Source organism: Paraflavitalea sp. CAU 1676 (assembly GCF_029223285.1).
Lineage (GTDB): Bacteria > Bacteroidota > Bacteroidia > Chitinophagales > Chitinophagaceae > Paraflavitalea.
Genome location: NZ_JARHUJ010000006.1, coordinates 187,871 through 209,145, shown reverse-complemented (window position 1 = coordinate 209,145; position 21,275 = coordinate 187,871). Strand labels below are relative to the sequence as shown.

The following is a 21,275-nucleotide window of genomic DNA, read 5'->3' as shown; positions in this document are numbered from 1 at the left end:
GAATATTAAGAGATGCGGCGAATGTCGGCGCCCAGCTTGCGCAGGCGTTCATCGATCTGCTGGTATCCGCGGTCTATTTGCTCGATGTTCTGGATAATGCTACGGCCATCGGCGCTCAAAGCGGCGATCAACAAGGATACCCCTGCTCTGATATCAGGGCTGCTCATGGTGATGCCACGCAGGTTCTGCTCACGGCCGAGACCGATCACGGCTGCACGGTGTGGGTCGCAGAGGATGATACGCGCTCCCATATCGATCAGTTTGTCTACAAAGAAGAGTCGGCTTTCAAACATCTTCTGATGGATCAGCACACTGCCTCTGGCCTGCGTTGCTGTCACCAGCACAATGCTGATGAGGTCGGGCGTAAAGCCTGGCCATGGATGATCGTAGATAGTGAGCACCGACCCATCGAGGAAGGTGGTTATTTCATACATCTCCTGCTCGGGCACATGGATATCATCGCCGATGAATTCCATCTGGATGCCCAGTTGTTTGAACTTCTCCGGGATCACGCCGAGGTTGTCGAGGCTTACGTTTTTAATGGTGATATCGCTTTGCGTCATGGCTGCCAGGCCGATAAAAGAACCGATCTCGATCATATCGGGCAGCATGCGGTGTTCGGTTCCGCCGAGATAGTCAACGCCTTCAATAACAAGCAGGTTACTACCGACGCCGCTGATCTTGGCACCCATGCGGGTAAGCATCTTACAAAGCTGCTGCAGGTAGGGCTCACAGGCGGCATTGTAAATGGTGGTAGTTCCTTTTGCCATCACTGCCGCCATCACGATATTGGCAGTGCCCGTAACGGATGGTTCGTCAAGCAGCAGGTAAGCGCCTTTCAGGTTGGATGCTTCGAGGTGGAAAAAGCCATCGCCCGATTCGTAATTGAAGGTGGCGCCCAGTTTTTCAAAACCTAATATATGGGTGTCGAGCCTGCGGCGGCCGATCTTATCGCCACCAGGCCTTGGAATAAATGCTTTGCGATAGCGTGCGAGCAATGGGCCAGCCAGCATCACCGATCCGCGCAGTCTGCCGCTCTTCTTTTTATAATCTTCGCTGCGCAGGTAATCGACGTTTACATTGTCTGCCTGAAATATGCAGGTATCGCGCTGTGGCCGTTCGATCTTGACGTTCATTTCGCCCAACAGCTCAATAAGCAGGTTAACATCGAGGATGTCGGGAATATTGGTGATCGTAACTTTTTCCGGCGTTAGCAATACGGCGCTAATGATCTGGAGCGCTTCATTTTTGGCGCCTTGCGGATTGATCTCGCCGCGCAGTTTCTTACCGCCGTTTACTTCAAAGGATAGCATAGCTTGGCTGGGAATTGAAAGGTGATTGATTTAAAGGAGTGCAAAATAAAAAAAGTTGACCAGCCTCCCGATCAACTTATTAATATTTTACTTTATTGAACCTGCTTACTTGTAGCGTTTCTTGAACTTGTTGTTACCGCCACGGTCGTTGCGATCATTGCGGTCGTTGCGATCGTTTCTGTCGTTGCGGTTACCGCCGCCGCCGCCACCTCTGTTGTCGCGGTTCTGGTGCTGGAACTTCTGGTTACGCTTATTGCGGAAGTCGCCATATCCACCACCACCCCTGTTGTCGCGGTCGCGTCCTTCATTGGGGCGATGCTGACGTACATAAGGTGTATTGGTAAAGGTCAGCTGGCCATCGGTCAGGTTGGTCAGCTCGCTTTGAATAGCGTCGTCGTGTACTGTTTCCTTGTGCCAGTTGTTATAGGCCAGCTTCATGTAATAAGCTACTGCGTTGGCAAAGCCCTGGCGTTTTTCGGGATTGTCTTCTTTCAGTGCTTTATTGATTACCAGCTCCAGGTTCTTGCCGAGGTGGCTGAACTTGGGGTAGCGCTTGGGATAAGGAAGCGGCTTGGGTCTTGCCTTCAAAGTCTCCCTCGTGGGGATCGGATAGGGCGATTCAACATCCAGTTTGAAATCGGCGATCAGGAACAGGTGATCCCATAATTTATGGCGGAAGTCTTCAACGTTTTTCAGGTGCGGGTTGAGAAATCCCATCAGTTCGATCACAGCATACGCATTGCGCTGGCGGGCCTCAGCGTCCTCCAGACTCAACAGGTATTCAATCATCTTCTGAATATGACGGCCATATTCCCGGTAGATCAGATGGTTTCGGGTGGTGTTATACTCCATTTCCCCTAGTGTATTTGACATGCTTACAAAAGTAACAAAGTAAGTTTATAATACGAAAGCAGATTTGTTGCGAAATAAAATAGCAACTTCATCTGTTTCAGTGGTTAATAAGACGCCCTGGGTAATATAGGAGAACAACCTTTGCAGGGTTTTGTGCGGGAAAAGAACATTATTCGACGTATTTTTGTCGTTCTATATACAAAAACCTGATATTCAATAAAAAATGAAGAAATCCACGATAACGATCGACGTCGCCCTCGACGAGAAGAACGTTCCGGAGCAGATCAGCTGGAGCGCTACCGCCAGCACTGCCGATATCCCCCGCCCCGCCAAAGCGCTCATGTTGTCGTTTTGGGATGGAGGCGATAAATCGGCGCTTCGGATGGATCTCTGGACCAAAGAGATGATGGTCGATGAAATGGCCGACTTTTATTACCAAACTATGATGACGATGGCCGATTCGTTCGAAAGAGCTACCCATCAACAGGAGCTGGTAAATGACATCAGGGAATTTGCCAAGGCTTTTTATACTAAATTCCAGGACATCCAATTAAAGGAAAACAAGGCATAACATTACCATTATGGCTTTAGAACAACTTATAACCACCGACCTGAAGACGGCCATGCTGGCCAAGGACGAAGTAGCGTTGCGTAGCCTCAGGGCTATTAAAGCGGCCATTCTCCTGGCAAAAACGTCGGAAGGCGCCGGAGGAGAACTGAAAGAGGAAGATGAGGTAAAACTGCTTCAGAAGATGGTGAAGCAACGCAAAGACTCCCTGGAGATCTTTCAGCAGCAGAACAGGGCCGACCTTGCGCAGAAGGAACAGGAAGAAATAGCCGTGATCGAGAAGTTTCTGCCCAAGCAAATGGGTGCAGAAGAACTGAAGGGCTTTCTTACCAGTCTGATTGCCGAAGTAGGGGCTACGTCACTGGCCGATCTGGGTAAGGTGATGGGGGCTGCCACCAAGCAGTTGGCCGGGAAGGCCGATGGGAAAGCCATCAGCGCAGCTGTCAAGGAATTGCTGGCAAAATAATGATAGTCGATATACTATTTGCGATCTTGCTGTTACTGGCCGTGATCAAAGGATGGCGGCGGGGTCTTATAATTGCAGTATTTTCGGTCATAGCCATTATCGTTGGTATAGCAGCTGCCCTGAAGCTATCAACCCTGGTAGCCGGCTGGCTGAAGGACTCCACCAACGTTTCTGTTCAGTGGCTGCCATTTCTGTCTTTTGCCATTGTACTGATCGGCGTGATCCTGCTTATAAGGCTGGGAGCAAACCTGATCGAGGCTTCGCTGGAGGTAACTTTGATGGGTTGGGTGAACCGCTTAGGGGGTATGTTGTTATATATAATAGTATACACCTTTGCATTTAGTGTGTTGTTGTTTTATGCCACCGAGCTTAAACTGATCAAAGAAGAGACAATAGCCCAATCGGTTACTTATTCCAAAATACAGCCACTGGGCCCTATGGTAATAAATGCATTGGGCAGGCTTGTTCCATGGTTTAAAGATATGTTTACAGAGCTGGAGGGATTTTTCGATCATATTGCGAAACAAGGTGTTCACTAAACAGAACAACTTAAACAAGCAAAATAATCAGTAGTTTACAGTAAAAATTTAACCGCAAAATGGTCGGGATGTGATATTTGCGGTAAAACGTTTATTTTAGCGAATAATTGACTGAACTGAACCGAATTAAGAGATGAATTACGAGATCAAACAAGTGGATAAGTTCAAATTTATTGAAGAAGGTGAGGGTGAACCGTTGGTATTGTTACACGGTTTGTTCGGCGCGCTGGGAAACTTCAATGATTTGATAGATTATTTCAAGCATCATTACAAGGTAGTGGTGCCCATGCTCCCTTTGCTTGATCTTGACCTCCTCCACACTTCTGTTGGCGGATTACAGAAATACGTCCACAAATTCCTGGAGCACCGCGATTATAAGAACGTGCATCTGCTGGGTAACTCACTTGGCGGGCATGTTGGTTTATTATATATCCTTAAACACCCCGAACGGATAAAGTCACTGATCCTTACCGGAAGCTCAGGCCTTTTTGAGAACGGAATGGGCGATACTTATCCCAAGAGAGGTGATTATGAGTATATTAAAAAGAAAGCGGAAGTAACTTTCTACGATCCCAGTGTAGCCACCAAGGAAATCGTGGATGAGGTGTATGAGACAGTCAATAACCGTCTCAAAGCCATCAAGGTTATTGCCCTGGCCAAAAGTGCCATCCGGAATAATTTGGGCGAAGAACTCAATCAAATCAAGCAACCTACGTTACTAATATGGGGGAACAACGATTCGGTAACACCACCTTTCGTTGCCAGAGAGTTTCAAAAACTGATCCCCAATAGCGAATTGCACTTTATCGACAAGTGTGGGCACGCGCCGATGATGGAAGTACCCGACGAATTCAACCGGATACTCCATAAATTTTTGACAAAATTAAATGAGCCGGCAGCGGTAGCCTGAGTTTTATCGTCTATATAGAAAAGTATCCCGCCAATTCGCTGAAAGGGATAATCGCCAACAACGACTGCTCGCACCAGAAGCGTTTATAATGCCTCTATCAGAAAGTGGTTTGCTTCTGGCATGATCGACCTATTGTATCATCAACAGATTTTAACGGTTAAAACCAGGTCAATTGTTAAACAAAGAACTCATATCAGCTACCATCCCTACGTTGAATCTTAAAGATTCAGTGTTCCAGGCACTGGAAATGATGTCCGAGTTTCATGTAATGCAACTGGCTGTAGTAGCCGATAATAAGCTGCTTGGAACGGTGTCGGAAGATGAGTTGATGAATGTCGATGAAAACCTGCCTATACAAACGCTTGAACCTCATTTCTCAAAGGCGGCCGTACGTGCCAACGCCCATTTTATGGAAGCCGTGCAAGTCGTCAATGATCATAATCTTTGTATTATACCGGTGGTGGAGCCTGAGAATGTTTTTGTGGGCGTTATCACAGCCACCGACCTCCTGAAGCAATTGGGCAAGGTAACCGGCGCCAGCGAGCCAGGCGGCATTATCGTGCTTGAAATGGAGCAGCGCAGCTTCTCCTTCTCTGAGGTCAGCAAACTGGTCGAAACCAACGACGCACAGATCACCCAGCTCAATACCTATTGGGACGCAAGCTCGGGGTCCTTTATTGTGACCCTCAAAATCAATAAATTCGAGATCTCCGACATCATCGCCACCTTCCAGCGCTACGAATACCAGATTAAATATTATTTTGGTGAAGAGCTGTACGAGAATGAGTTACGCAGCAACTACGACCATTTAATGAATTACCTCAGTATTTAGCACAAGTATACAGGATTCTGCTATCTTCGTCTGTGTTCCAAGACCAAATTCCGATACCTGCAACAGAGTGACCCTGCATGCGGATAACAACCAAATATTGTGCTGTAGTACTGATCCTGTTGCTGGGAAGTAATTGGCTCCTTGCCCAGTCATTGCCGCAGGATACAGCCGGCGTTGCCTCACGGCCTACCTTCCAGGAGGCACGTACGCCCTCCTTTTACATTGGCAAGATCTATATCGAAGGAAACCGCCGCACCAAATCGTATATTATAGAGCGGGAGCTTCCCTTCCGTGCGGGTGATTCCATTTACCTGCCCGAACTGGTAAAAGGATTCGAAGTATCCCGCCAGCAGCTATTCAATACCGGACTTTTCAACGAAGTAGTAGTAGCCCTGAAATCATTTCGCGGTTACGAGGTCGACGTGATCATCCAGGTTAAAGAGCGATGGTATACTTTTCCCATCCCTTATGTAAAACCGGTAGACCGCAACCTTTCGGAATGGTCCCGGCAGGGATACGGGCTTAACCGGGTCAACTATGGGCTCAAGTTCACCCAATACAATGTTACCGGCCGTAACGATAAATTGCGTTTCTGGCTCATCACTGGGTATACTAAACAGATCCAGTTCCAATACGACCAGCCCTATGCCGACAAAACTCTCAAACATGGCTATGGCATTGGATTCTCCTATTCATTCAACAAGGAGATCAACTACGCTACCGTCAACAACCAGCAGATGTTCACGGATTCACTGACGGATGGAATCAAACGCTGGGAAGGAAAGCTCGAGTACACCTACCGTCCCGGCCTGCGCACCTTTCATGCCATTCGCCTGTCTGTGACCAGTCAGCGGGTCGACAGCAACCTGCTTGGCCTCAATCCAAAATATTTTACAGCCCGTAGCAGTTCGGTTACTTACCCCGAACTCTCGTACAATATCAAGTATGTGAACGTCGATTATGTTCATTTCCCCCTCACCGGTTGGGTGGCTGAAGGCGGTATTGTGAAAAGGGGCTTCAATAAGGAAATGAACATGTGGCAAGTCAGTGCTAAAGCCAATAAAGGCTGGCGCCTGGCCAAAAAGACCTATTATTCCTTGCAGGGCTCGGGTGTGCTGAGGGTGCCATTCGATCAACCCTACATCAATCACCGCATGTTTGGTTATGGCGATATGTTCCTGCGTGGCCTGGAGCGGTATGTGATCGATGGGGTAGCGGCCGGTATGGTGCGCAATTCGCTCCGGTACGAATTGTTACGCTTCAACATCAATACGCCCGTACGGTCACGTTCGCACGACAGGATCCCCTTTAAAATATATGCCCGCACTTTCGGCGACATGGGCTACGCATACAATAAAAACTTTACCAATAACTCGCTCACCAATCGTATGTTATATACCGGTGGCTTTGGAATGGACGTGGTTACCTTTTATGATATCATCCTGCGGTTTGATTATAGCTTCAACCAAATGGGTCAAAAAGGATTATTTTTCCACGTCAAAAATGATTTCTGATCGTTACCCGCTAACTCTTTATCCATTTAGTCCTGTGTTGCATATCCTGTATCTTTGAGCCCGTATTCCAGGTACCTGGCTTCGAAATGCCGGTGTACTGAATACAGGATACCTGTTATTAATTATGAAAGTAGCTATTTATAGTCGGGTCATTGATTACGATCAGAAGGGAGAAGTTCAACAACTTTTCGATTTGCTGGGAAAAGAGAATATGGAACTGGTGATCCATGAGCCATTTTATGAAACCATCCGGTCGTCCTTCAGGTTCCCCGACCGGATCTCGATATTTAAAGATTCCAACGACCTCAACAGCGATATCGACTTTCTGATCAGTCTGGGAGGCGATGGTACCTTGCTAGATACGGTAACCCTGGTCAGAAACAAGAATATACCTGTACTCGGCATTAATTTTGGCCGGCTGGGTTTTCTGGCCAGTATCGGCCGCACGGAACTGATCACCGCCGTGCAGTCGCTCGTTACCCGCACCATCGTGATCGATAAACGTTCGCTGATACACCTGGACGCCAATAAATCGCTTTTTGGGGACGTGCCTTATGGATTAAATGAATTCGCGATCCATAAAACGGATACCTCCCCCATGATCAAGATCCACACTTATCTCAACGGGGAGTTCCTGAATACGTACTGGGCAGATGGCCTGATTGTTGCCACACCTACCGGGTCAACGGGCTATTCGTTGAGCTGTAGCGGTCCGGTGGTATTTCCCGAATCGGCCAGTTTTGTCATTACCCCGGTAGCGCCCCACAACCTCAATGTGCGGCCGATCGTAGTAGGTGACGACAATGTTATTTCTTTTGAAGTGGAAGGCCGAACCGACCATTTTATCTGCGCGTTGGACTCGCGTAAGGAGATTGTCGATAAGAAGGTACAGCTGGCCGTTCAGCGTGAAGCATTTACGTTGAGCCTCGTGCGGTTGAATGAAAACAACTTTCTGCAAACCCTGCGCAACAAACTTTCCTGGGGCCTGGACACCCGGAATTAACAATTCTTATAGAAAGAAAAAGCCCCTGGGCTACGTTAAACCTAAATACTTTAATCATTATATTGCGGATATGAACAAGCTGGCTGTTGCATTATTCCTGCTCCTGGGCATGTCATTCATCAAACCTGCTGCTGCTCAATATGAGGCTATTCGGCAGGAAGGGGAATTTGGTATATCAGCCGGCGTTGCCCACTATTTCGGAGACCTCAACACGAGGGCTAAGATCAATCGCCCGAAGCTTGCCGTGGGTGCTTTCTTTCGCAAACAATTTGGTAATTATATTGGCCTGCGGGTATCGGCCCACTATGCTCAACTGGGTTATTCGGATATATACAATACCAGCAACTCTTATCAGCAACGAAGGAATCTGAGCTTTAACTCGAACATTTTTGAGTTGGCCCTGCAGGGTGATTTTAACTTCTTCAAATTTGTGCCCGGAGATCCCGAGCATGCGTTTACACCATACGTTACATTGGGCGTGGGTATCTTTAGTTATGATCCTTACGCATACCTTGCCAATCAGAAGGTATTTCTGCGTCCATTGGGTACCGAAGGGCAGGGTCATCCGGATTATCCGGATCGTAAGCCCTATAATACGATGGCTCTTTGCCTGCCATTGGGTGTAGGTGTTAAGTATGCACTTACCGATCGCATGAATATAGGGGTGGAGATCGTGCATCGTTTTACCGGCACAGATTATCTTGATGACGTGAGTAAAACTTATGTTGGAGAAAATAGGTTTCCTAATTTACCAGATGGATCAAGATCGCAGGCCTTCCTGTTGCAGGATAGGTCCTACGAAACTGGTCCTGAAAAGATCGGCGAGGAAGGTCGTCAGCGCGGCTTTGCCAAGCAGAAAGACCAATACATCTTTGCAGAGGTTACTTTGTCGTTCAACCTCACTTCTTATCGCTGTCCCACAGCAAATTAACGGAGTCCCCATTTTTTAATTGATTATCAAGTCTTTATTTTAATTGCTCCCATTGAGCAGCGGAGTGGCTGTTTCCGGTAACACAAAAAAGCATAATGTGTTGAACCTAAGGATAATCGGAGAAAAATGCCGGCAATTCAGCAGGCAATAGAGGCTCGTGAACCCACCGGGCCATATTTCGATATCCATTTTATATTCCCACTTAATCTTTTTGTACCTTCGTGCACTTCAAAAAAAAGCAAGGTAAATGCAGAGCCTTAAGGAGCAAGTTAATTTGCAGCGCCTCCCTCGCCATATTGCCATCATTATGGACGGTAATGGTCGGTGGGCACAGGAAAAAGGCCAGGACCGCCTTTATGGCCATTTTCATGGCGTAGAAAGCGTGCGCAATATTGTTGAAGGTTGTGCCGAGCTGGGGGTAGGTTACCTTACACTGTATGCTTTTTCGACCGAAAACTGGGATCGGCCGGAGTATGAGGTTAGCGGACTCATGGAGCTGCTGGTTGATACGATCCGGAAGGAAACAGAAACGCTGAATAAGAACAATATCAAGCTGCATGTGATCGGCGATATGAACATGTTGCCAGCGTATGCACAAAAAGAATTGAACGAGTCGCTGGAGATCACCAGCAAAAATACAGGACTCAACCTCATCATGGCGCTAAGCTATAGCAGCCGGTGGGAGCTTGTACAGGCTGTAAAACAGATTGCTGCAGATGTAAAAGCAGGTTCTATCGATCCAGACACGATTACCCAGGACACCCTTCAAAAATACCTTGCGACCAGTAATTTCCCGGATCCTGAGCTCATGATCCGCACCAGTGGAGAATACCGTATCAGCAATTTCTTATTATACCAACTGGCTTATGCAGAACTTTATTTTACGAATGTGCGCTGGCCCGACTTCCGCAAGGAGAACCTTTACGAGGCTATCGTCGATTTTCAAACCCGGGAAAGACGTTTTGGTAAAACCGGAGACCAGATTCAGCAGGAGACCATCAGCCAATAAGTTTACTGTAAACTGCCACAAATCACACATACCACTTCCGTTTTAACAAACACTTTTAAGTTAATCTTACTTAAATCCCTTTAATTTGCCCCAGCTTAAACAACCCGGAATGCAGCGTACGTTTACATTTTCTGCTATTTTACTGGCATTGGTGACTTTTACAGTAAGTTCTACTTATGCTCAGGAAAAGACCGATACCCTCCCCACGTCGATTGACCCCGAGTTGGAAGCTCTCGCTCATGCCAAAACGCCCAAAGAATATACTATAGCTGGCATCAAGGTTACAGGGACTAAACGATACGATGAACAGTTGCTCATTTCCATTGCTGGCATCAACATAGGCGACCGCGTTATGGTGCCCGGTGGCGATCAGTTCAGCAAAGCCATTACCAATCTGTGGAATCAACGCCTTTTCTCAAACGTTCAGATCTATTTTACCCGCCTCGACGGCACCAACCTATATTTAGAGATACAGGTTACAGAGCGCCCAGCACTTTCCAAGTACTTCTTTAAAGGGGTCAGCAAATCGGGCGAAGAAGATCTTCGCAATAAACTCAACCTCGTTGTTGGAAGGGTAGTGACAGAAAATACCAAGATCAGCGCCATCCAGCTGATTCAATCTTATTTTACTGAAAAGGGATATCAAAGCGCCCAGGTGAATATTGATGAGTCAGTAGATCCTGCTTTGCCCAATTCGGTTATCCTCACTTTTTTCATTCAGAAAGGGCATAAGGTCCGCATCGCTGATATCTCCGTTGAAGGCAACGAGAGTGTGACCGACCTGAAGATCAAAAAGAAAATGAAAGGCACCAAGGAAATGAGCCGCCTCACCTTGTTCCCTTCGAAAGATTCCGCAGATACCGTTGGACAAAACAGAACTTCCTTTAAGGATTACCTGAATGATGTAGGATTTCTTTCCATGTCCAAAACCAAGGATTTTCTGGATCCTTATTTCCGCTTCAAACTTTTCAGTTCGGCAAAATTCAACGACAAGAAGTTTGAGGAAGATATGGACAATATCCTCGCTTACTACAACTCACTCGGTTATCGCGATGCTACCGTTGAAGCCAAACCTCAGACCTATGATAAAAAAGGCAACCTTCGTGTTGGCCTGAAAGTCGAGGAAGGCCATAAATACGTTTTCGGTAACATCACCTGGAAAGGAAATACGAAATATTCCGACTCTGTTCTCTCCTTCATCATGGGTATCAGAAAAGGCGATACCTATAACCTGGAGATCCTGAATAATAAATTAGGTAAAGCGGCGTCACCAGAAGGCGGTGATATCAGCAGCCTTTACCTCGACGACGGCTACCTGTTTTACAAGGCCGATGCGGTGGAAACAGCCGTATATAATGATACGATCGATTTTGAGATCCGTATGATGGAAGGCCCGCAAGCCACCATCAAAAATATTTTCATCTCTGGTAACGAGAAAACCAAAGAGCACGTAATCCGTCGTGAGATCAGGACCCTTCCCGGTGACAAGTTCAGCCGTCAGGACCTTATCCGTTCCAATCGTGAGATTGCGCAATTGGGTTTCTTCAACCAGGAGAAGATCGGTATCAATCCCGTACCCAACCAGGAAGATGGTACGGTGGATATTCACTATACCCTTGAAGAGAAATCTTCCGACCAGCTCGAGTTGAGTGCTGGCTGGGGTGGAGGTATCGGATTGACCGGTACACTCGGTGTATCCTTCAATAACTTCTCTATCCGGAATATCTTCCGTAAACAGGCCTGGGATCCATTGCCCACCGGCGACGGACAAAAGCTGAGCGTGCGTGTTCAGTCGAACGGCCGTGCGTTCCAATCGTACAACTTCTCTTTCACCGAGCCGTGGCTGGGTGGCAAGAAGCGCAACTCATTTACGGTTAGCTTATATAATAGTATATTCCGTACCGGCGGTCTGGATGCCAATGGCCGTTACTTCTTCAGTGACACCAACAAGCTGAAGAACCTGGGCGTAACGCTCTCGTTGGGTAAACAATTGAAATGGCCCGATGACTATTTCACACTCGTGTATTCACTGAGCTTTACCCAGTATCAACTGAACAACTATCCGTTGTTCACCCAGGACTTCAAAAATGGAACGTCCAACAACCTGAGCTTTAAGGTTGCGCTGAATCGTAACTCGGCAGGGCCCAACCCTATGTTCCCAACCAGTGGTTCGAACTTCCTGGCCAGCTTACAATTCACGCCGCCCTATTCGTTGTTCAATGACAATATTACGACGGAGGATAGTTATAAAACCCCCGAGTTCCATAAATGGCGCTTCAATGCCGAATGGTTCATCCCGATCGGTAAACCGATGGGGGCCGACAGGAGCCGTCAGTTCGTATTGCGGGCTGCAGCCAAATATGGTTTCATGGGACGATACAATAATAAGATCGCCTATTCACCCTTCGAGCGATTCCAGGTGGGTGATGCGGGATTGGCCAATGGAAACTATATCCTCGGTTACGATATCATTGCACACCGTGGATATCCGGTGTACGAGAATTCCGATCCGAAGATCAACCCCGATCAGCAGAACGCCAGCCAGTTCTTCACCATGTTCAACAAGTACACGCTGGAACTGCGTTATCCATTTACCACCAATCCCAACAGTACGATCTATGGTATGGCCTGGTTTGAGGCCGCCAACGGATGGTACGATTATAAAGACTATAATCCATTCCGCCTCCGCAGAAGTGCTGGTGTGGGCATGCGTTTCTTCCTGCCCATGTTTGGCCTGCTCGGCTTCGACTATGGTGTTGGATTCGACCGCCTGAAGCCCAACGGCAAACTGCGTGATGCCGCCCGCTTCACCTTCATGCTCGGATTTGAACCCGAATAGCCGGGGATAAGCGAGTATTGGAAAGAGGCTCTTTTTGAGAATTACAGGATTGTAAGGATATTTATAAGCCTGGCCATTCTGCCACTGTTTACTGGCTGGATGACCAGGTTTTCTAATTCTTTATTATCTTATCAACTTAAATAAAAGAACTATGAAAAAGATACTGTTTACCTGTTTTGCCCTCCTCGCCTTTGTGGGTGTATCGTTGGCGCAACGCTATGGTATTGTTGATACTAAATACATTCTCGATAAGATGCCCGAGTACAAAGAGGCACAAAAGAAGCTCGACCAGTTCAGCATCCAGTGGCAGAAGGAGATCGATGACAAGCAAGCGGCGCTCGACAAAATGTACAAGGATTTTGATGCCGAGCAGGTGATGCTTAGTGAGGAACTGAAGAAGAAAAGAGAAGATGAACTTTTCGTGCGGGAGAAGGAATTACGTGACCTCCAGCGCAAACGCTTTGGTTTTGAAGGTGATCTGTTCAAAAGGCGTCAGGAACTGATAAAACCCATACAGGACAAGGTTTACAACGCGATTCAGAAGATCGCCGTTAACCGCGCCTTCGATTTTATTTTGGATAAAAGTGAGGGAATTACTGTTATCTTTGCCGACCCTAAACTGGACCGGAGTGAAGACGTATTGAAAGAATTGGGTGTTAAATAAACGTGAAAACAATAGCCTGGAAACAACTTCATAGAGCCTTTTTTCAACTTAAATTTTAAATAATACAAACCGTACACCTGAAGCAGCAAAACAAAGGCTTTGGGTGGCCTTAACAACAAAAATGAAACGCATGAAAAAGTTTTTTACAGGTATGTTGTTTGCCCTGGGCCTGATGGTGGCTGGTGAAGTAAACGCACAAACAAAGATCGGATATATCAGCTCTCAGGAAGTAGTAAGCATTATGCCTGAAACGCGTAAAGCCGACTCACTGCTTACCGAATTCCGCAACGCACTCGTACAGAACGCTACTGAAAAGCAGAACGCTTTTTATGCAGCGATCGAAAAATTCAATAAAGATTCTGCAACGCTCTCCGAAGCTGTTAAGGTGGTAAAGAGAACCGAGCTCACCAAGATGGGCCAGGAACTGGGTGGTGAAGAAGAGCGCATTCAACAACAGCTCCAGCAAAAACAACAAGAGCTGATTCAGCCTATCAACAAGAAAGCATATGATGCTATTCAGGCTGTAGCTAAAGAAGCCAACTACGTATTTGTTTTCGAAAAGGAAGCCCTGCTGGTTGCTCCTCCTGCCGAAGACATTCTGCCCCTGGTTGCTAAAAAACTGAACATTAAACTGCCAACGCCAGGTGCTAATCAGCCTGCTGCGAAGCCTGCTACCGGCGGTAAACCATAAGTGATTAACTCTTTTTGCTCTGAGGGTTTGGTTAGGCGAAATGCCCGGCCAGGCCCTCTCGCATTTTAAGCCATATTCAGTTATTTTTGTTTATGCCTATATCACAGCCCATTGGAATTTTCGACTCAGGTTATGGCGGCCTCACGGTTATGAAGGAGATCCTTCAGCAGCTACCACAGTACGATTATATTTACCTGGGCGATAATGCACGTGCGCCCTATGGCAACCGGTCATTCGAAACGGTTTACCGCTATACCCTGCAATGCGTGGAGTGGTTTTTTGAACAGGGCTGTCCACTGGTTATTCTCGCCTGTAACACAGCCTCGGCAAAAGCGCTACGTAGCATTCAGCAGAATGACCTGCAGCGGCTCAATCCAGACAACCGGGTACTCGGTGTCATCAGGCCTACCACAGAAGTTATAGGTCAGTATACGACTTCGAAGAAGATTGGCATACTCGCTACCAGAGGTACCGTCAATTCAGGTTCTTATACGATCGAAATAGAGAAATTCTACCCCGATATCACGGTTACCCAGGAAGCTTGCCCCATCTGGGTACCCCTCATTGAAAACAACGAGCACAATAGTCCCGGAGCCGATTATTTCGTTCAAAAGCACCTGGAGCATATCATACAGCAAGAAGCCGGCATCGATGTGCTGCTGCTGGCTTGTACGCACTATCCCTTACTGTTGGATAAGATCAGGAAGTTCTTGCCCGATGGCATTAAAGTGATCTCGCAGGGCGAGATCGTTGCCAATAGCCTGGCCGACTATCTGCAACGGCACCCCGGGATCGAAAATCGGTGCAGCAGGAGCGGAGAGCGCACCTTTTATACCACCGATGATCCGGAAGACTTTGATGCTCACGCCAGTATCTTTTTTGGAGAGGCATTGCACTCGAAACACCTGAATTTATAAGGGTTGCAGCTGTTTCCGGATGGTAAATATTTATCGACAGAGTTGGCGAACTTATCTATAAAATAATTTAATTGCACCAGACCTTTTTCCCCAATCGTACACATATTTAATTTTATTGCTATGAACCGGCTAACGCGTGCACTCCTTTTCCTGCTGCTAACCCCCGCATTCTTTGCCTGCCAAAAAGAAATCAGTGATGAAACGGCTAATGGTGGCGCGGCAAAAGGAAAGCTGCGCATGAAGATCGATGGTAAGCAGTGGGAGGCTGATTCCTACGCCGGTGCAACCATTCTTGCCGGTTATATAGTGATCACGGGGATAAGCAGCGATAAGAAGAATTTCATGATTCAGTTGGAGGATGAAGGTGCCACCACCTACCAACTCGATCAGCAAAGTGCGCATGTGGCAGCCCTTTCGGACGACAATGATGTAAACCCCGAAGCTTTTGCCACCAACCAAGGTCAATCCGCTGCCGATGCCGGCGGATCGGTGGTGGTAACAAAGATCGATGCGACCAAGAAAACGATATCGGGCACTTTCACCCTTAAAGTATACCGCGACCTCGATAGTAAGCAGATCGTCCTTACGGAAGGTGTTTTTGAGAACATTCCTTACGAAACACAGTTGCCTCCCAATAATGGGCCCAATGCCGATTTCAAAGTGAAGATCGATGGCACCAGCTGGACGGGTAAAACTGTAAACGGGGCCATGGTGCAGGGCAATCTCATGATCACGGCTTCGGAACTGGATCTTTCTAAAACGGTGGGCCTTTATATGCCGGCAGGTATTACGGCCGGCACCTATAGTTTCCAGCAACTGGGGCCCGTTTTAGGAGTATATATTACGGGTACTACCAATTTAGGCTCACAGTCGGGCACACTCAAGATCACGGAGCACAATACCACTACAAAGATTATTAAAGGCACTTTCGATTTTAAGGCCGTTGACATCCTGGGCGGAGCTGCATCGGCCCAAATGACGGAGGGCGCTTTTACGGTTCAGTACCAGTAGATTTAAGCTATAGATTATCAATTAGATAGGTAATGGTTTAAATTTTATTACCCAGATGTTCTCCACATCTGCCGTCGTTTTATTACCTTTGCCGTCCTTTCACAAACCTGTAGGTGTGGTGACCCGCAGGCTGTAACTGGAACCCGGATCGCTTCTCCCGATCCTTATTTCAAAAAAGTGAAAAAGAGTAAGATATTATGAAACGTACATTCCAGCCTCATCGCCGTCGTCGTAAAACCGTTCATGGTTTCCGTAAGCGTATGCAAACTGCCAACGGTCGCAAAGTATTAGCAAGCCGCCGTGCAAAAGGCCGTAAGAAGCTGACAGTTTCTGATGAAAGAAAGCTGAAATAATCATTTCCGGGAACCTGTTCATTTGAACAGAACGACCGGGATTGTTACAATATTAGCTGATAGCCCTGTATTTAGCTTTGCGGAATACAGGGCTATTTTATTTTTGTATGGTGAAAAAACTCACTTTAGGGAAAGAAGAACGCCTCAAAAGCCGCAAGCTGATCGACAAGGTATTTGCCGAGGGCCGCAATTTTAATGCTTTCCCTTTCCGGGTATATTATCTCTTTGCGCCAGGCAAAGCTATTCCCGCCGATAAGCACCTGCTGAAATTCGGAGTGGGCGTAAGTACCCGGAATTTCAAACACGCCGTTGACCGCAACCGCATCAAACGCATCACCAGAGAAGGTTACAGGAAGCAGAAGAACGGGTTGCAGGACCTGGTTCAGCAGAAGCAGCTTCCCGCTGCCATTTTCCTGATCTATACAGGAAAAGAGCTTCCTCAATACGACGTGGTGAGTGAAAAGATCGCTGTAATTTTGAATCGTTTAATAAAGGCAGCCCATGAAATTCCTGCTGAGGCTTCTTAGTCTTCCGTTTCTCGCGCTGATAAAGATCTACCAATGGATCATTTCGCCCATCCTGGGGCCAAATAAGTGCCGTTTTACCCCTACCTGCTCTCACTATGCCGCAGAGGCTTTAAAGAAATATGGTCCTTTTAAGGGAGGTTGGCTGGCCATTAAGCGCATTAGCCGATGTCACCCCTGGGGAGGCAAAGGATACGACCCGGTGCCCTGAAATAAAAAAGCACAGGAAAGCATTATGGCGGAATGTGCCTGTGGTGCTATCCTGTGCCTTGTATGATCAATACCGGTCTGTGCTCTGCAGCTTATTTCTGCAAACGTAAGATCAGTTCGTCGAGTGCTTTCCTTTTGTCGGGATTGGTAAAGAACTTGTAGTATTCAGGAGCTTTACCATCCTTATCTGCTTCGATAGTGCCGGGAATTGCATTGTAGGGTCCGAGTATCTTAGCGGTTTCGCTAGCGGTGATCTTCTTAATGGAGCCAGGTGTTAAGAAGTAGGTTTTGTTGGCATCACTGGCATTCTTCCCTTCAATCAATTGGCGTGTGCTGTCGATGATATGCTCCAACTCTACTGTGCTGATGTTCTTAGGCATACCGGTATTGCCAAAATTCACTGCGCCACCGATCAGCGTATCTTTCTTCAGGTTGAGTAAATAAGTGCCATTATCTGGCAACTCATAGGTTTTATCACCAGCGGGGCTTTTTACGGTAACAGTAACTTTGCCCTCGCCGCTATAGGTCAGGATCTCTTCGTTATGTTGGTTGCTGGGCTCGAGGGTTATTGTTTCTGGTTTGGTTTTGTCGATCTGCATTTTGCCGCTCGAGTAAACCACCAGCGTTTTGCCTTGCTTGGGCTCGCCTGAACAGGCAACTAACAATGACAAGGAAAGGCAAGCAGTAGAAAGCGTTAATAATTTCATGAGATAACAATTGAAAGGTTGATTGGATAAAAAATAATCCCGGTACAGGAACCGGGATTACTAAGTAACGGAAAATTTTTCATTTGCTTATTTGGAAGCAGCAGCAAAACGCTCAGCTACCTTTGTCCAGTTAACCACATTCCAGAAAGCCTTCAGGTAATCGGGGCGTTTGTTCTGATACTTCAGGTAATAGGCATGTTCCCATACGTCAACACCGAGAACGGGTGTGCCTTTTACATCAGCTACATCCATCAGGGGGTTATCCTGGTTGGGAGTAGAAGAAATTTCCAGCTTGCCGTCTTTTACGAGCAACCATGCCCAGCCACTGCCAAAGCGGGTAGCACCGGCAGTATTAAACTTTTCTTTAAACTCATCGAATGAGCCGAAAGCTGCATTGATGGCTTCTGCCAGGGCACCGGAAGGAGCACCGCCTGCATTGGGCGCCAAGCTTTCCCAGAAGAAAGTGTGGTTCCAATGACCTCCACCGTTATTGCGAACTGCAGGGCTGATAGTTCCTGCAACCTTCACCAGTTCTTCCAAAGATTTATTTTCGTTGGGTGTACCGGCAATGGCTTTGTTCAGGTTATCAACATACGCCTGGTGGTGCTTTCCATGGTGAATCTGCATTGTCAGGGTGTCGATATGCGGCTCCAGAGCTTCATGTGCATAAGGAAGCGCAGGTAATGTAAATGCCATAGCTATAAAGTTTTAAATTGTTGAATAGTCTTTCCGCTAATCGTGAAAGGATAACAAATTTACAGGTCATTGGTTGATTGACCAATTCAAATACGAATACTACCCTGATTTGATAGGATTATGCAAAAGATGAACGACTGGTTTTTCCGGGCACCGGATTTATAGTAAATTACTGACCACTTACTTACTCAAAACATCAACTAACTATGCGCCTGTTTAAAAGTTACCTCCTTGTTACCTGCTGCCTGGTAAGTCTGGGAGCCGGACTGCTGTCATTTGCCCTACAGCAGACGAAAGACAACACCCTCAGTACAGAGGAGAAAAAAGCCGGCTGGCAACTCCTGTTCGACGGCCAGTCTACCAATGGCTGGCGTCCTTACAGAAACCAGGCTTCCGAAGGCTGGGAAGTATTAAACGGTCAACTACATTGCAAAGACGGGAAGCTGGCCCGCAGAAGCGACCTGATCACTACAGGACAGTTTGACAACTTTGAACTGGCTTTCGATTGGAAGATCGACAAGGGGTTCAACAGCGGGGTTATTTACCGGGTTGAGGAAGGGAACAGGGCTACGTACGAAACCGGTCCCGAGTACCAGCTGATCGATGACGAAGGGTACCCCGATAAGCTGGAAGACTGGCAGAAAAGCGGATCGGACTATGCCATGCATCCCCCAACGGCTATAGCCGCAAAGCCGGCCGGCGAATACAACCAAACGAGGATCGTGGTGAAGGGAGCTCATGTGGAACATTGGCTCAATGGAAAGAAAGTAGTGGAGTTTGATCTGTGGACGCCCGAATGGGAGGCGCTGAAAGCGAAAAGCAAATGGAAAGATGCCAAACTGTATGGAATGATCAAAAAAGGTCATATTGCCCTGCAGGATCATGGCGGCGGCATCTGGTTCAAGAACATCAAGATCCGGCCGCTATAAGACGCCGTAAGCATATCTGTAAAATACAAAAGTGGGTATGGCGGTTGATCCCGCTATACCCACTTTTTAGTTAGTTGATACTACCCAATGGCTATATTCTTTATCGCTTATCGCGAAAGAAATTTTTCATGATTGCTGCACATTCTTCTTTCAGGATACCCTTCACTACTTCTGTTTTGGGATGAAACGGCCAGTTGTTGCCAGTGATCCTTTTGTGGCCATTCTTTTCATCATCTGCTCCCCAAACTACTTTGCTCACTTTGCTCCAGTAAAGCGCGCCTGCACACATCAGGCATGGCTCTACGGTAACGTACAGGGTTCCTTCGGGAAGGTATTTGGCGCCCAGGAAATTGAATGCAGAGGTAAGGGCGATCACTTCTGCGTGTGCAGTAGGATCATTCAGTCGCTCTACCTGGTTGTGCCCCCTTGCTATGATCTTGTTGTTCAACACGACGACCGCGCCAACTGGTATCTCGCCTTCGCTGTACGCTTTTTGGGCTTCCTTCAACGCTTGTTGCATAAAGAATTCATCTGTCATACCGCGAAGGTAAAGCACCCGTCATTTACAACAGCCGCCCTGGCTAAACGGATAGGAGAAGTTGCTATCGATCCTGGAACTAAAAAGGAGATTCTTCCCGGGCATTTCTGATAAGCCCTACTTCGTTCTCCAGCCTTTCCAGCCTTGTTTTGAGATAGTCGAGTCCTTCATTGGACTCTTCTACTAATGATAAAGTCTCATTGATCGCGTAACGCTTGTATTTTCTGCCTTCAAACTTCAGCTCAATGTCTTCTGCAATGAGTTCATCGAGTGTTACGCCAAAAAATCTGGATATCCTGATCAGCCCATCCAGTGAGGGTGCGGTGCGGCATTGCTCATAATTGGACCAGGTAGTTCGTGAAAAGCCAAGACTGTCAAACATTTGGTGTTGCCGCAATTTTTTTTCCTTTCGTAGGAATTGAAGGTTCTTTCCAAAAAAGTTTAAAGACTGCTCCATAAATTTTAAATTTTGTACTAAAAAAATTGGCAGGCTTCAGGGGAGTTAATATATTTGTGATTATAAATATATTTATATTTTGTAAACTGAGTGCAGCAGAATATTATAAACATCACTAACCGGGTATGCGAAAATCATTCATCATCCTCCACACGAACTCCCCGGTCTCTACGAAACACGAAGCTGCTGCATAGATGATAAAAACTTTTAAACGTTATACGCATGATTAGCCTATTCTAACTCAGAGGCTTACACCAAACTGCTATTGATATACCTTAATGCGGTCACGGTAGGTTGTGCAGGTATGCACTGCTTGCTGGTAGCTGAAAAAAGGGTATCAGCCTTACTCAATTTTTTAAAATATTTTTTTTGGGTGCTTATTATCAAACCTATTTAAATACAGTGGGCCATGGAAAGCTGTCTGCAACAAAAAGAGCCTCATCAACTGATATTAAGGCTTACCAATGCGCAACAACAGGATCCACGCAGTGTAGTGGATAATTTTTTTGAATGCTACCATCTCCAGGATCTCCGCACCTTACTTTGGCAATGGCTTACGGCAGGTCTATCTTCCGATAACGGTTATCCCAAGGGGGCCGACCGAAGCAACCTGATCTTCCTGTACGAAAACATGGAAGCATTCGCCGAAGCTGTTTACCTGATTCAATCGGACAAGAATGCGCGCAGGCACCGTAAGAAAAAGAAGAAAGTTAAAAATAATTAGTGCTACGGCAGGTGGGCCAAACAACTAACATTTTTAGTGGCCCGCTTTATTGAAGCCCCCAATAGTGCTGCTCGCTTA

Annotated in this window: 25 protein-coding genes; 19 read left to right on the top strand and 6 right to left on the bottom strand. The window is 46.9% G+C overall.

Annotated elements, in window-relative coordinates:
- Positions 1-5 precede the first annotated feature (5 nt).
- Positions 6-1,313 (bottom strand): UDP-N-acetylglucosamine 1-carboxyvinyltransferase, encoded by a 1,308-nt coding sequence (murA, locus tag P2H89_RS20585; RefSeq protein WP_275830378.1) that lies wholly within the window; start codon positions 1,311-1,313, stop codon positions 6-8.
- A 105-nt stretch (positions 1,314-1,418) separates the two neighbouring features.
- Complete coding sequence (locus P2H89_RS20580) at positions 1,419-2,186, bottom strand: DUF4290 domain-containing protein (protein WP_275830376.1); 768 nt, start codon at positions 2,184-2,186, stop codon at positions 1,419-1,421.
- 202 nt (positions 2,187-2,388) lie between these two features.
- Here P2H89_RS20580 and gldC point away from each other — a divergent pair, with 202 nt between their 5' ends.
- From gldC to yidD, 17 genes are all read left to right on the top strand, one after another.
- Complete coding sequence (gene gldC / locus P2H89_RS20575) at positions 2,389-2,736, top strand: gliding motility protein GldC (protein WP_275830373.1); 348 nt, start codon at positions 2,389-2,391, stop codon at positions 2,734-2,736.
- Positions 2,737-2,746: 10 nt separating this feature from the next.
- On the top strand, positions 2,747-3,199 hold the full coding sequence (locus P2H89_RS20570) for a GatB/YqeY domain-containing protein (RefSeq protein ID WP_275830371.1): 453 nt from the start codon (positions 2,747-2,749) through the stop codon (positions 3,197-3,199).
- Complete coding sequence (locus P2H89_RS20565) at positions 3,199-3,738, top strand: CvpA family protein (protein ID WP_275830369.1); 540 nt, start codon at positions 3,199-3,201, stop codon at positions 3,736-3,738. The genes P2H89_RS20570 and P2H89_RS20565 overlap by 1 nt, the downstream gene beginning before the upstream one ends.
- Before the next feature lie 133 nt (positions 3,739-3,871).
- Positions 3,872-4,648 carry an alpha/beta hydrolase gene (locus P2H89_RS20560; RefSeq protein WP_275830367.1) on the top strand — a complete coding sequence of 259 codons (777 nt, stop codon included), beginning with the start codon at positions 3,872-3,874 and terminating at the stop codon, positions 4,646-4,648.
- Positions 4,649-4,820: 172 nt separating this feature from the next.
- Positions 4,821-5,480 (top strand): CBS domain-containing protein, encoded by a 660-nt coding sequence (locus P2H89_RS20555; RefSeq protein WP_275830365.1) that lies wholly within the window; start codon positions 4,821-4,823, stop codon positions 5,478-5,480.
- Between the two features lie 77 nt (positions 5,481-5,557).
- Entirely contained in the window at positions 5,558-6,994 is a 1,437-nt protein-coding gene (locus tag P2H89_RS20550; protein WP_275830363.1) for a POTRA domain-containing protein, read from the top strand.
- Positions 6,995-7,118: 124 nt separating this feature from the next.
- Positions 7,119-7,997 (top strand): NAD kinase, encoded by an 879-nt coding sequence (locus tag P2H89_RS20545; RefSeq protein WP_275830361.1) that lies wholly within the window; start codon positions 7,119-7,121, stop codon positions 7,995-7,997.
- Positions 7,998-8,067: 70 nt separating this feature from the next.
- Positions 8,068-8,928 carry a DUF6089 family protein gene (locus P2H89_RS20540; protein ID WP_275830359.1) on the top strand — a complete coding sequence of 287 codons (861 nt, stop codon included), beginning with the start codon at positions 8,068-8,070 and terminating at the stop codon, positions 8,926-8,928.
- Positions 8,929-9,175: 247 nt separating this feature from the next.
- Complete coding sequence (locus P2H89_RS20535; protein ID WP_275830357.1) at positions 9,176-9,937, top strand: isoprenyl transferase; 762 nt, start codon at positions 9,176-9,178, stop codon at positions 9,935-9,937.
- 109 nt (positions 9,938-10,046) lie between these two features.
- On the top strand, positions 10,047-12,776 hold the full coding sequence (locus tag P2H89_RS20530) for a POTRA domain-containing protein (RefSeq protein ID WP_275830356.1): 2,730 nt from the start codon (positions 10,047-10,049) through the stop codon (positions 12,774-12,776).
- A 151-nt stretch (positions 12,777-12,927) separates the two neighbouring features.
- Positions 12,928-13,440, top strand: coding sequence for an OmpH family outer membrane protein (locus P2H89_RS20525; RefSeq protein WP_275830354.1), 513 nt, complete (start codon positions 12,928-12,930; stop codon positions 13,438-13,440).
- Between the two features lie 130 nt (positions 13,441-13,570).
- Entirely contained in the window at positions 13,571-14,131 is a 561-nt protein-coding gene (locus P2H89_RS20520; RefSeq protein WP_275830352.1) for an OmpH family outer membrane protein, read from the top strand.
- Positions 14,132-14,223: 92 nt separating this feature from the next.
- On the top strand, positions 14,224-15,048 hold the full coding sequence (gene murI / locus P2H89_RS20515) for a glutamate racemase (protein ID WP_275830350.1): 825 nt from the start codon (positions 14,224-14,226) through the stop codon (positions 15,046-15,048).
- A 120-nt stretch (positions 15,049-15,168) separates the two neighbouring features.
- Positions 15,169-16,059 carry a DUF6252 family protein gene (locus P2H89_RS20510; protein ID WP_275830348.1) on the top strand — a complete coding sequence of 297 codons (891 nt, stop codon included), beginning with the start codon at positions 15,169-15,171 and terminating at the stop codon, positions 16,057-16,059.
- Between the two features lie 197 nt (positions 16,060-16,256).
- On the top strand, positions 16,257-16,412 hold the full coding sequence (rpmH, locus tag P2H89_RS20505; protein ID WP_026309617.1) for a 50S ribosomal protein L34: 156 nt from the start codon (positions 16,257-16,259) through the stop codon (positions 16,410-16,412).
- A gap of 107 nt (positions 16,413-16,519) precedes the next feature.
- Positions 16,520-16,939 (top strand): ribonuclease P protein component, encoded by a 420-nt coding sequence (rnpA, locus tag P2H89_RS20500; protein ID WP_275830337.1) that lies wholly within the window; start codon positions 16,520-16,522, stop codon positions 16,937-16,939.
- Entirely contained in the window at positions 16,914-17,147 is a 234-nt protein-coding gene (yidD, locus tag P2H89_RS20495) for a membrane protein insertion efficiency factor YidD (RefSeq protein WP_275830335.1), read from the top strand. Before rnpA ends, yidD begins: the two co-directional genes overlap by 26 nt.
- Before the next feature lie 91 nt (positions 17,148-17,238).
- On the opposite strand, the gene P2H89_RS20490 is transcribed toward yidD, so the two are convergent.
- Positions 17,239-17,853, bottom strand: coding sequence for a hypothetical protein (locus P2H89_RS20490; protein ID WP_275830333.1), 615 nt, complete (start codon positions 17,851-17,853; stop codon positions 17,239-17,241).
- Between the two features lie 87 nt (positions 17,854-17,940).
- Complete coding sequence (locus P2H89_RS20485) at positions 17,941-18,549, bottom strand: superoxide dismutase (RefSeq protein ID WP_275830331.1); 609 nt, start codon at positions 18,547-18,549, stop codon at positions 17,941-17,943.
- A gap of 206 nt (positions 18,550-18,755) precedes the next feature.
- Here P2H89_RS20485 and P2H89_RS20480 point away from each other — a divergent pair, with 206 nt between their 5' ends.
- Positions 18,756-19,478 (top strand): DUF1080 domain-containing protein, encoded by a 723-nt coding sequence (locus P2H89_RS20480; RefSeq protein ID WP_275830329.1) that lies wholly within the window; start codon positions 18,756-18,758, stop codon positions 19,476-19,478.
- A gap of 100 nt (positions 19,479-19,578) precedes the next feature.
- Here the strand turns inward: P2H89_RS20480 and P2H89_RS20475 are convergent, their stop codons facing one another.
- Entirely contained in the window at positions 19,579-20,016 is a 438-nt protein-coding gene (locus tag P2H89_RS20475; protein WP_275830328.1) for a nucleoside deaminase, read from the bottom strand.
- A gap of 79 nt (positions 20,017-20,095) precedes the next feature.
- Positions 20,096-20,473 carry a helix-turn-helix transcriptional regulator gene (locus P2H89_RS20470; protein ID WP_275830326.1) on the bottom strand — a complete coding sequence of 126 codons (378 nt, stop codon included), beginning with the start codon at positions 20,471-20,473 and terminating at the stop codon, positions 20,096-20,098.
- A 409-nt stretch (positions 20,474-20,882) separates the two neighbouring features.
- Here P2H89_RS20470 and P2H89_RS20465 point away from each other — a divergent pair, with 409 nt between their 5' ends.
- Positions 20,883-21,197: a hypothetical protein gene (locus P2H89_RS20465; RefSeq protein ID WP_275830324.1), complete on the top strand. Its 315-nt coding sequence runs from the start codon at positions 20,883-20,885 to the stop codon at positions 21,195-21,197.
- The last annotated feature ends 78 nt before the right edge of the window (positions 21,198-21,275 follow it).

Coding starts and splice junctions, on each gene's coding strand:
- murA (WP_275830378.1), bottom strand. CDS start 1,313: ATGCTATCCTTTGAAGTAAACGGCGGTAAGAAACTGCGCGGCGAGATC.
- P2H89_RS20580 (WP_275830376.1), bottom strand. CDS start 2,186: ATGTCAAATACACTAGGGGAAATGGAGTATAACACCACCCGAAACCAT.
- gldC (WP_275830373.1), top strand. CDS start 2,389: ATGAAGAAATCCACGATAACGATCGACGTCGCCCTCGACGAGAAGAAC.
- P2H89_RS20570 (WP_275830371.1), top strand. CDS start 2,747: ATGGCTTTAGAACAACTTATAACCACCGACCTGAAGACGGCCATGCTG.
- P2H89_RS20565 (WP_275830369.1), top strand. CDS start 3,199: ATGATAGTCGATATACTATTTGCGATCTTGCTGTTACTGGCCGTGATC.
- P2H89_RS20560 (WP_275830367.1), top strand. CDS start 3,872: ATGAATTACGAGATCAAACAAGTGGATAAGTTCAAATTTATTGAAGAA.
- P2H89_RS20550 (WP_275830363.1), top strand. CDS start 5,558: ATGCGGATAACAACCAAATATTGTGCTGTAGTACTGATCCTGTTGCTG.
- P2H89_RS20545 (WP_275830361.1), top strand. CDS start 7,119: ATGAAAGTAGCTATTTATAGTCGGGTCATTGATTACGATCAGAAGGGA.
- P2H89_RS20540 (WP_275830359.1), top strand. CDS start 8,068: ATGAACAAGCTGGCTGTTGCATTATTCCTGCTCCTGGGCATGTCATTC.
- P2H89_RS20535 (WP_275830357.1), top strand. CDS start 9,176: ATGCAGAGCCTTAAGGAGCAAGTTAATTTGCAGCGCCTCCCTCGCCAT.
- P2H89_RS20530 (WP_275830356.1), top strand. CDS start 10,047: ATGCAGCGTACGTTTACATTTTCTGCTATTTTACTGGCATTGGTGACT.
- P2H89_RS20525 (WP_275830354.1), top strand. CDS start 12,928: ATGAAAAAGATACTGTTTACCTGTTTTGCCCTCCTCGCCTTTGTGGGT.
- P2H89_RS20520 (WP_275830352.1), top strand. CDS start 13,571: ATGAAAAAGTTTTTTACAGGTATGTTGTTTGCCCTGGGCCTGATGGTG.
- murI (WP_275830350.1), top strand. CDS start 14,224: ATGCCTATATCACAGCCCATTGGAATTTTCGACTCAGGTTATGGCGGC.
- P2H89_RS20510 (WP_275830348.1), top strand. CDS start 15,169: ATGAACCGGCTAACGCGTGCACTCCTTTTCCTGCTGCTAACCCCCGCA.
- rpmH (WP_026309617.1), top strand. CDS start 16,257: ATGAAACGTACATTCCAGCCTCATCGCCGTCGTCGTAAAACCGTTCAT.
- rnpA (WP_275830337.1), top strand. CDS start 16,520: ATGGTGAAAAAACTCACTTTAGGGAAAGAAGAACGCCTCAAAAGCCGC.
- yidD (WP_275830335.1), top strand. CDS start 16,914: ATGAAATTCCTGCTGAGGCTTCTTAGTCTTCCGTTTCTCGCGCTGATA.
- P2H89_RS20490 (WP_275830333.1), bottom strand. CDS start 17,853: ATGAAATTATTAACGCTTTCTACTGCTTGCCTTTCCTTGTCATTGTTA.
- P2H89_RS20485 (WP_275830331.1), bottom strand. CDS start 18,549: ATGGCATTTACATTACCTGCGCTTCCTTATGCACATGAAGCTCTGGAG.
- P2H89_RS20480 (WP_275830329.1), top strand. CDS start 18,756: ATGCGCCTGTTTAAAAGTTACCTCCTTGTTACCTGCTGCCTGGTAAGT.
- P2H89_RS20475 (WP_275830328.1), bottom strand. CDS start 20,016: ATGACAGATGAATTCTTTATGCAACAAGCGTTGAAGGAAGCCCAAAAA.
- P2H89_RS20470 (WP_275830326.1), bottom strand. CDS start 20,473: ATGGAGCAGTCTTTAAACTTTTTTGGAAAGAACCTTCAATTCCTACGA.
- P2H89_RS20465 (WP_275830324.1), top strand. CDS start 20,883: ATGGAAAGCTGTCTGCAACAAAAAGAGCCTCATCAACTGATATTAAGG.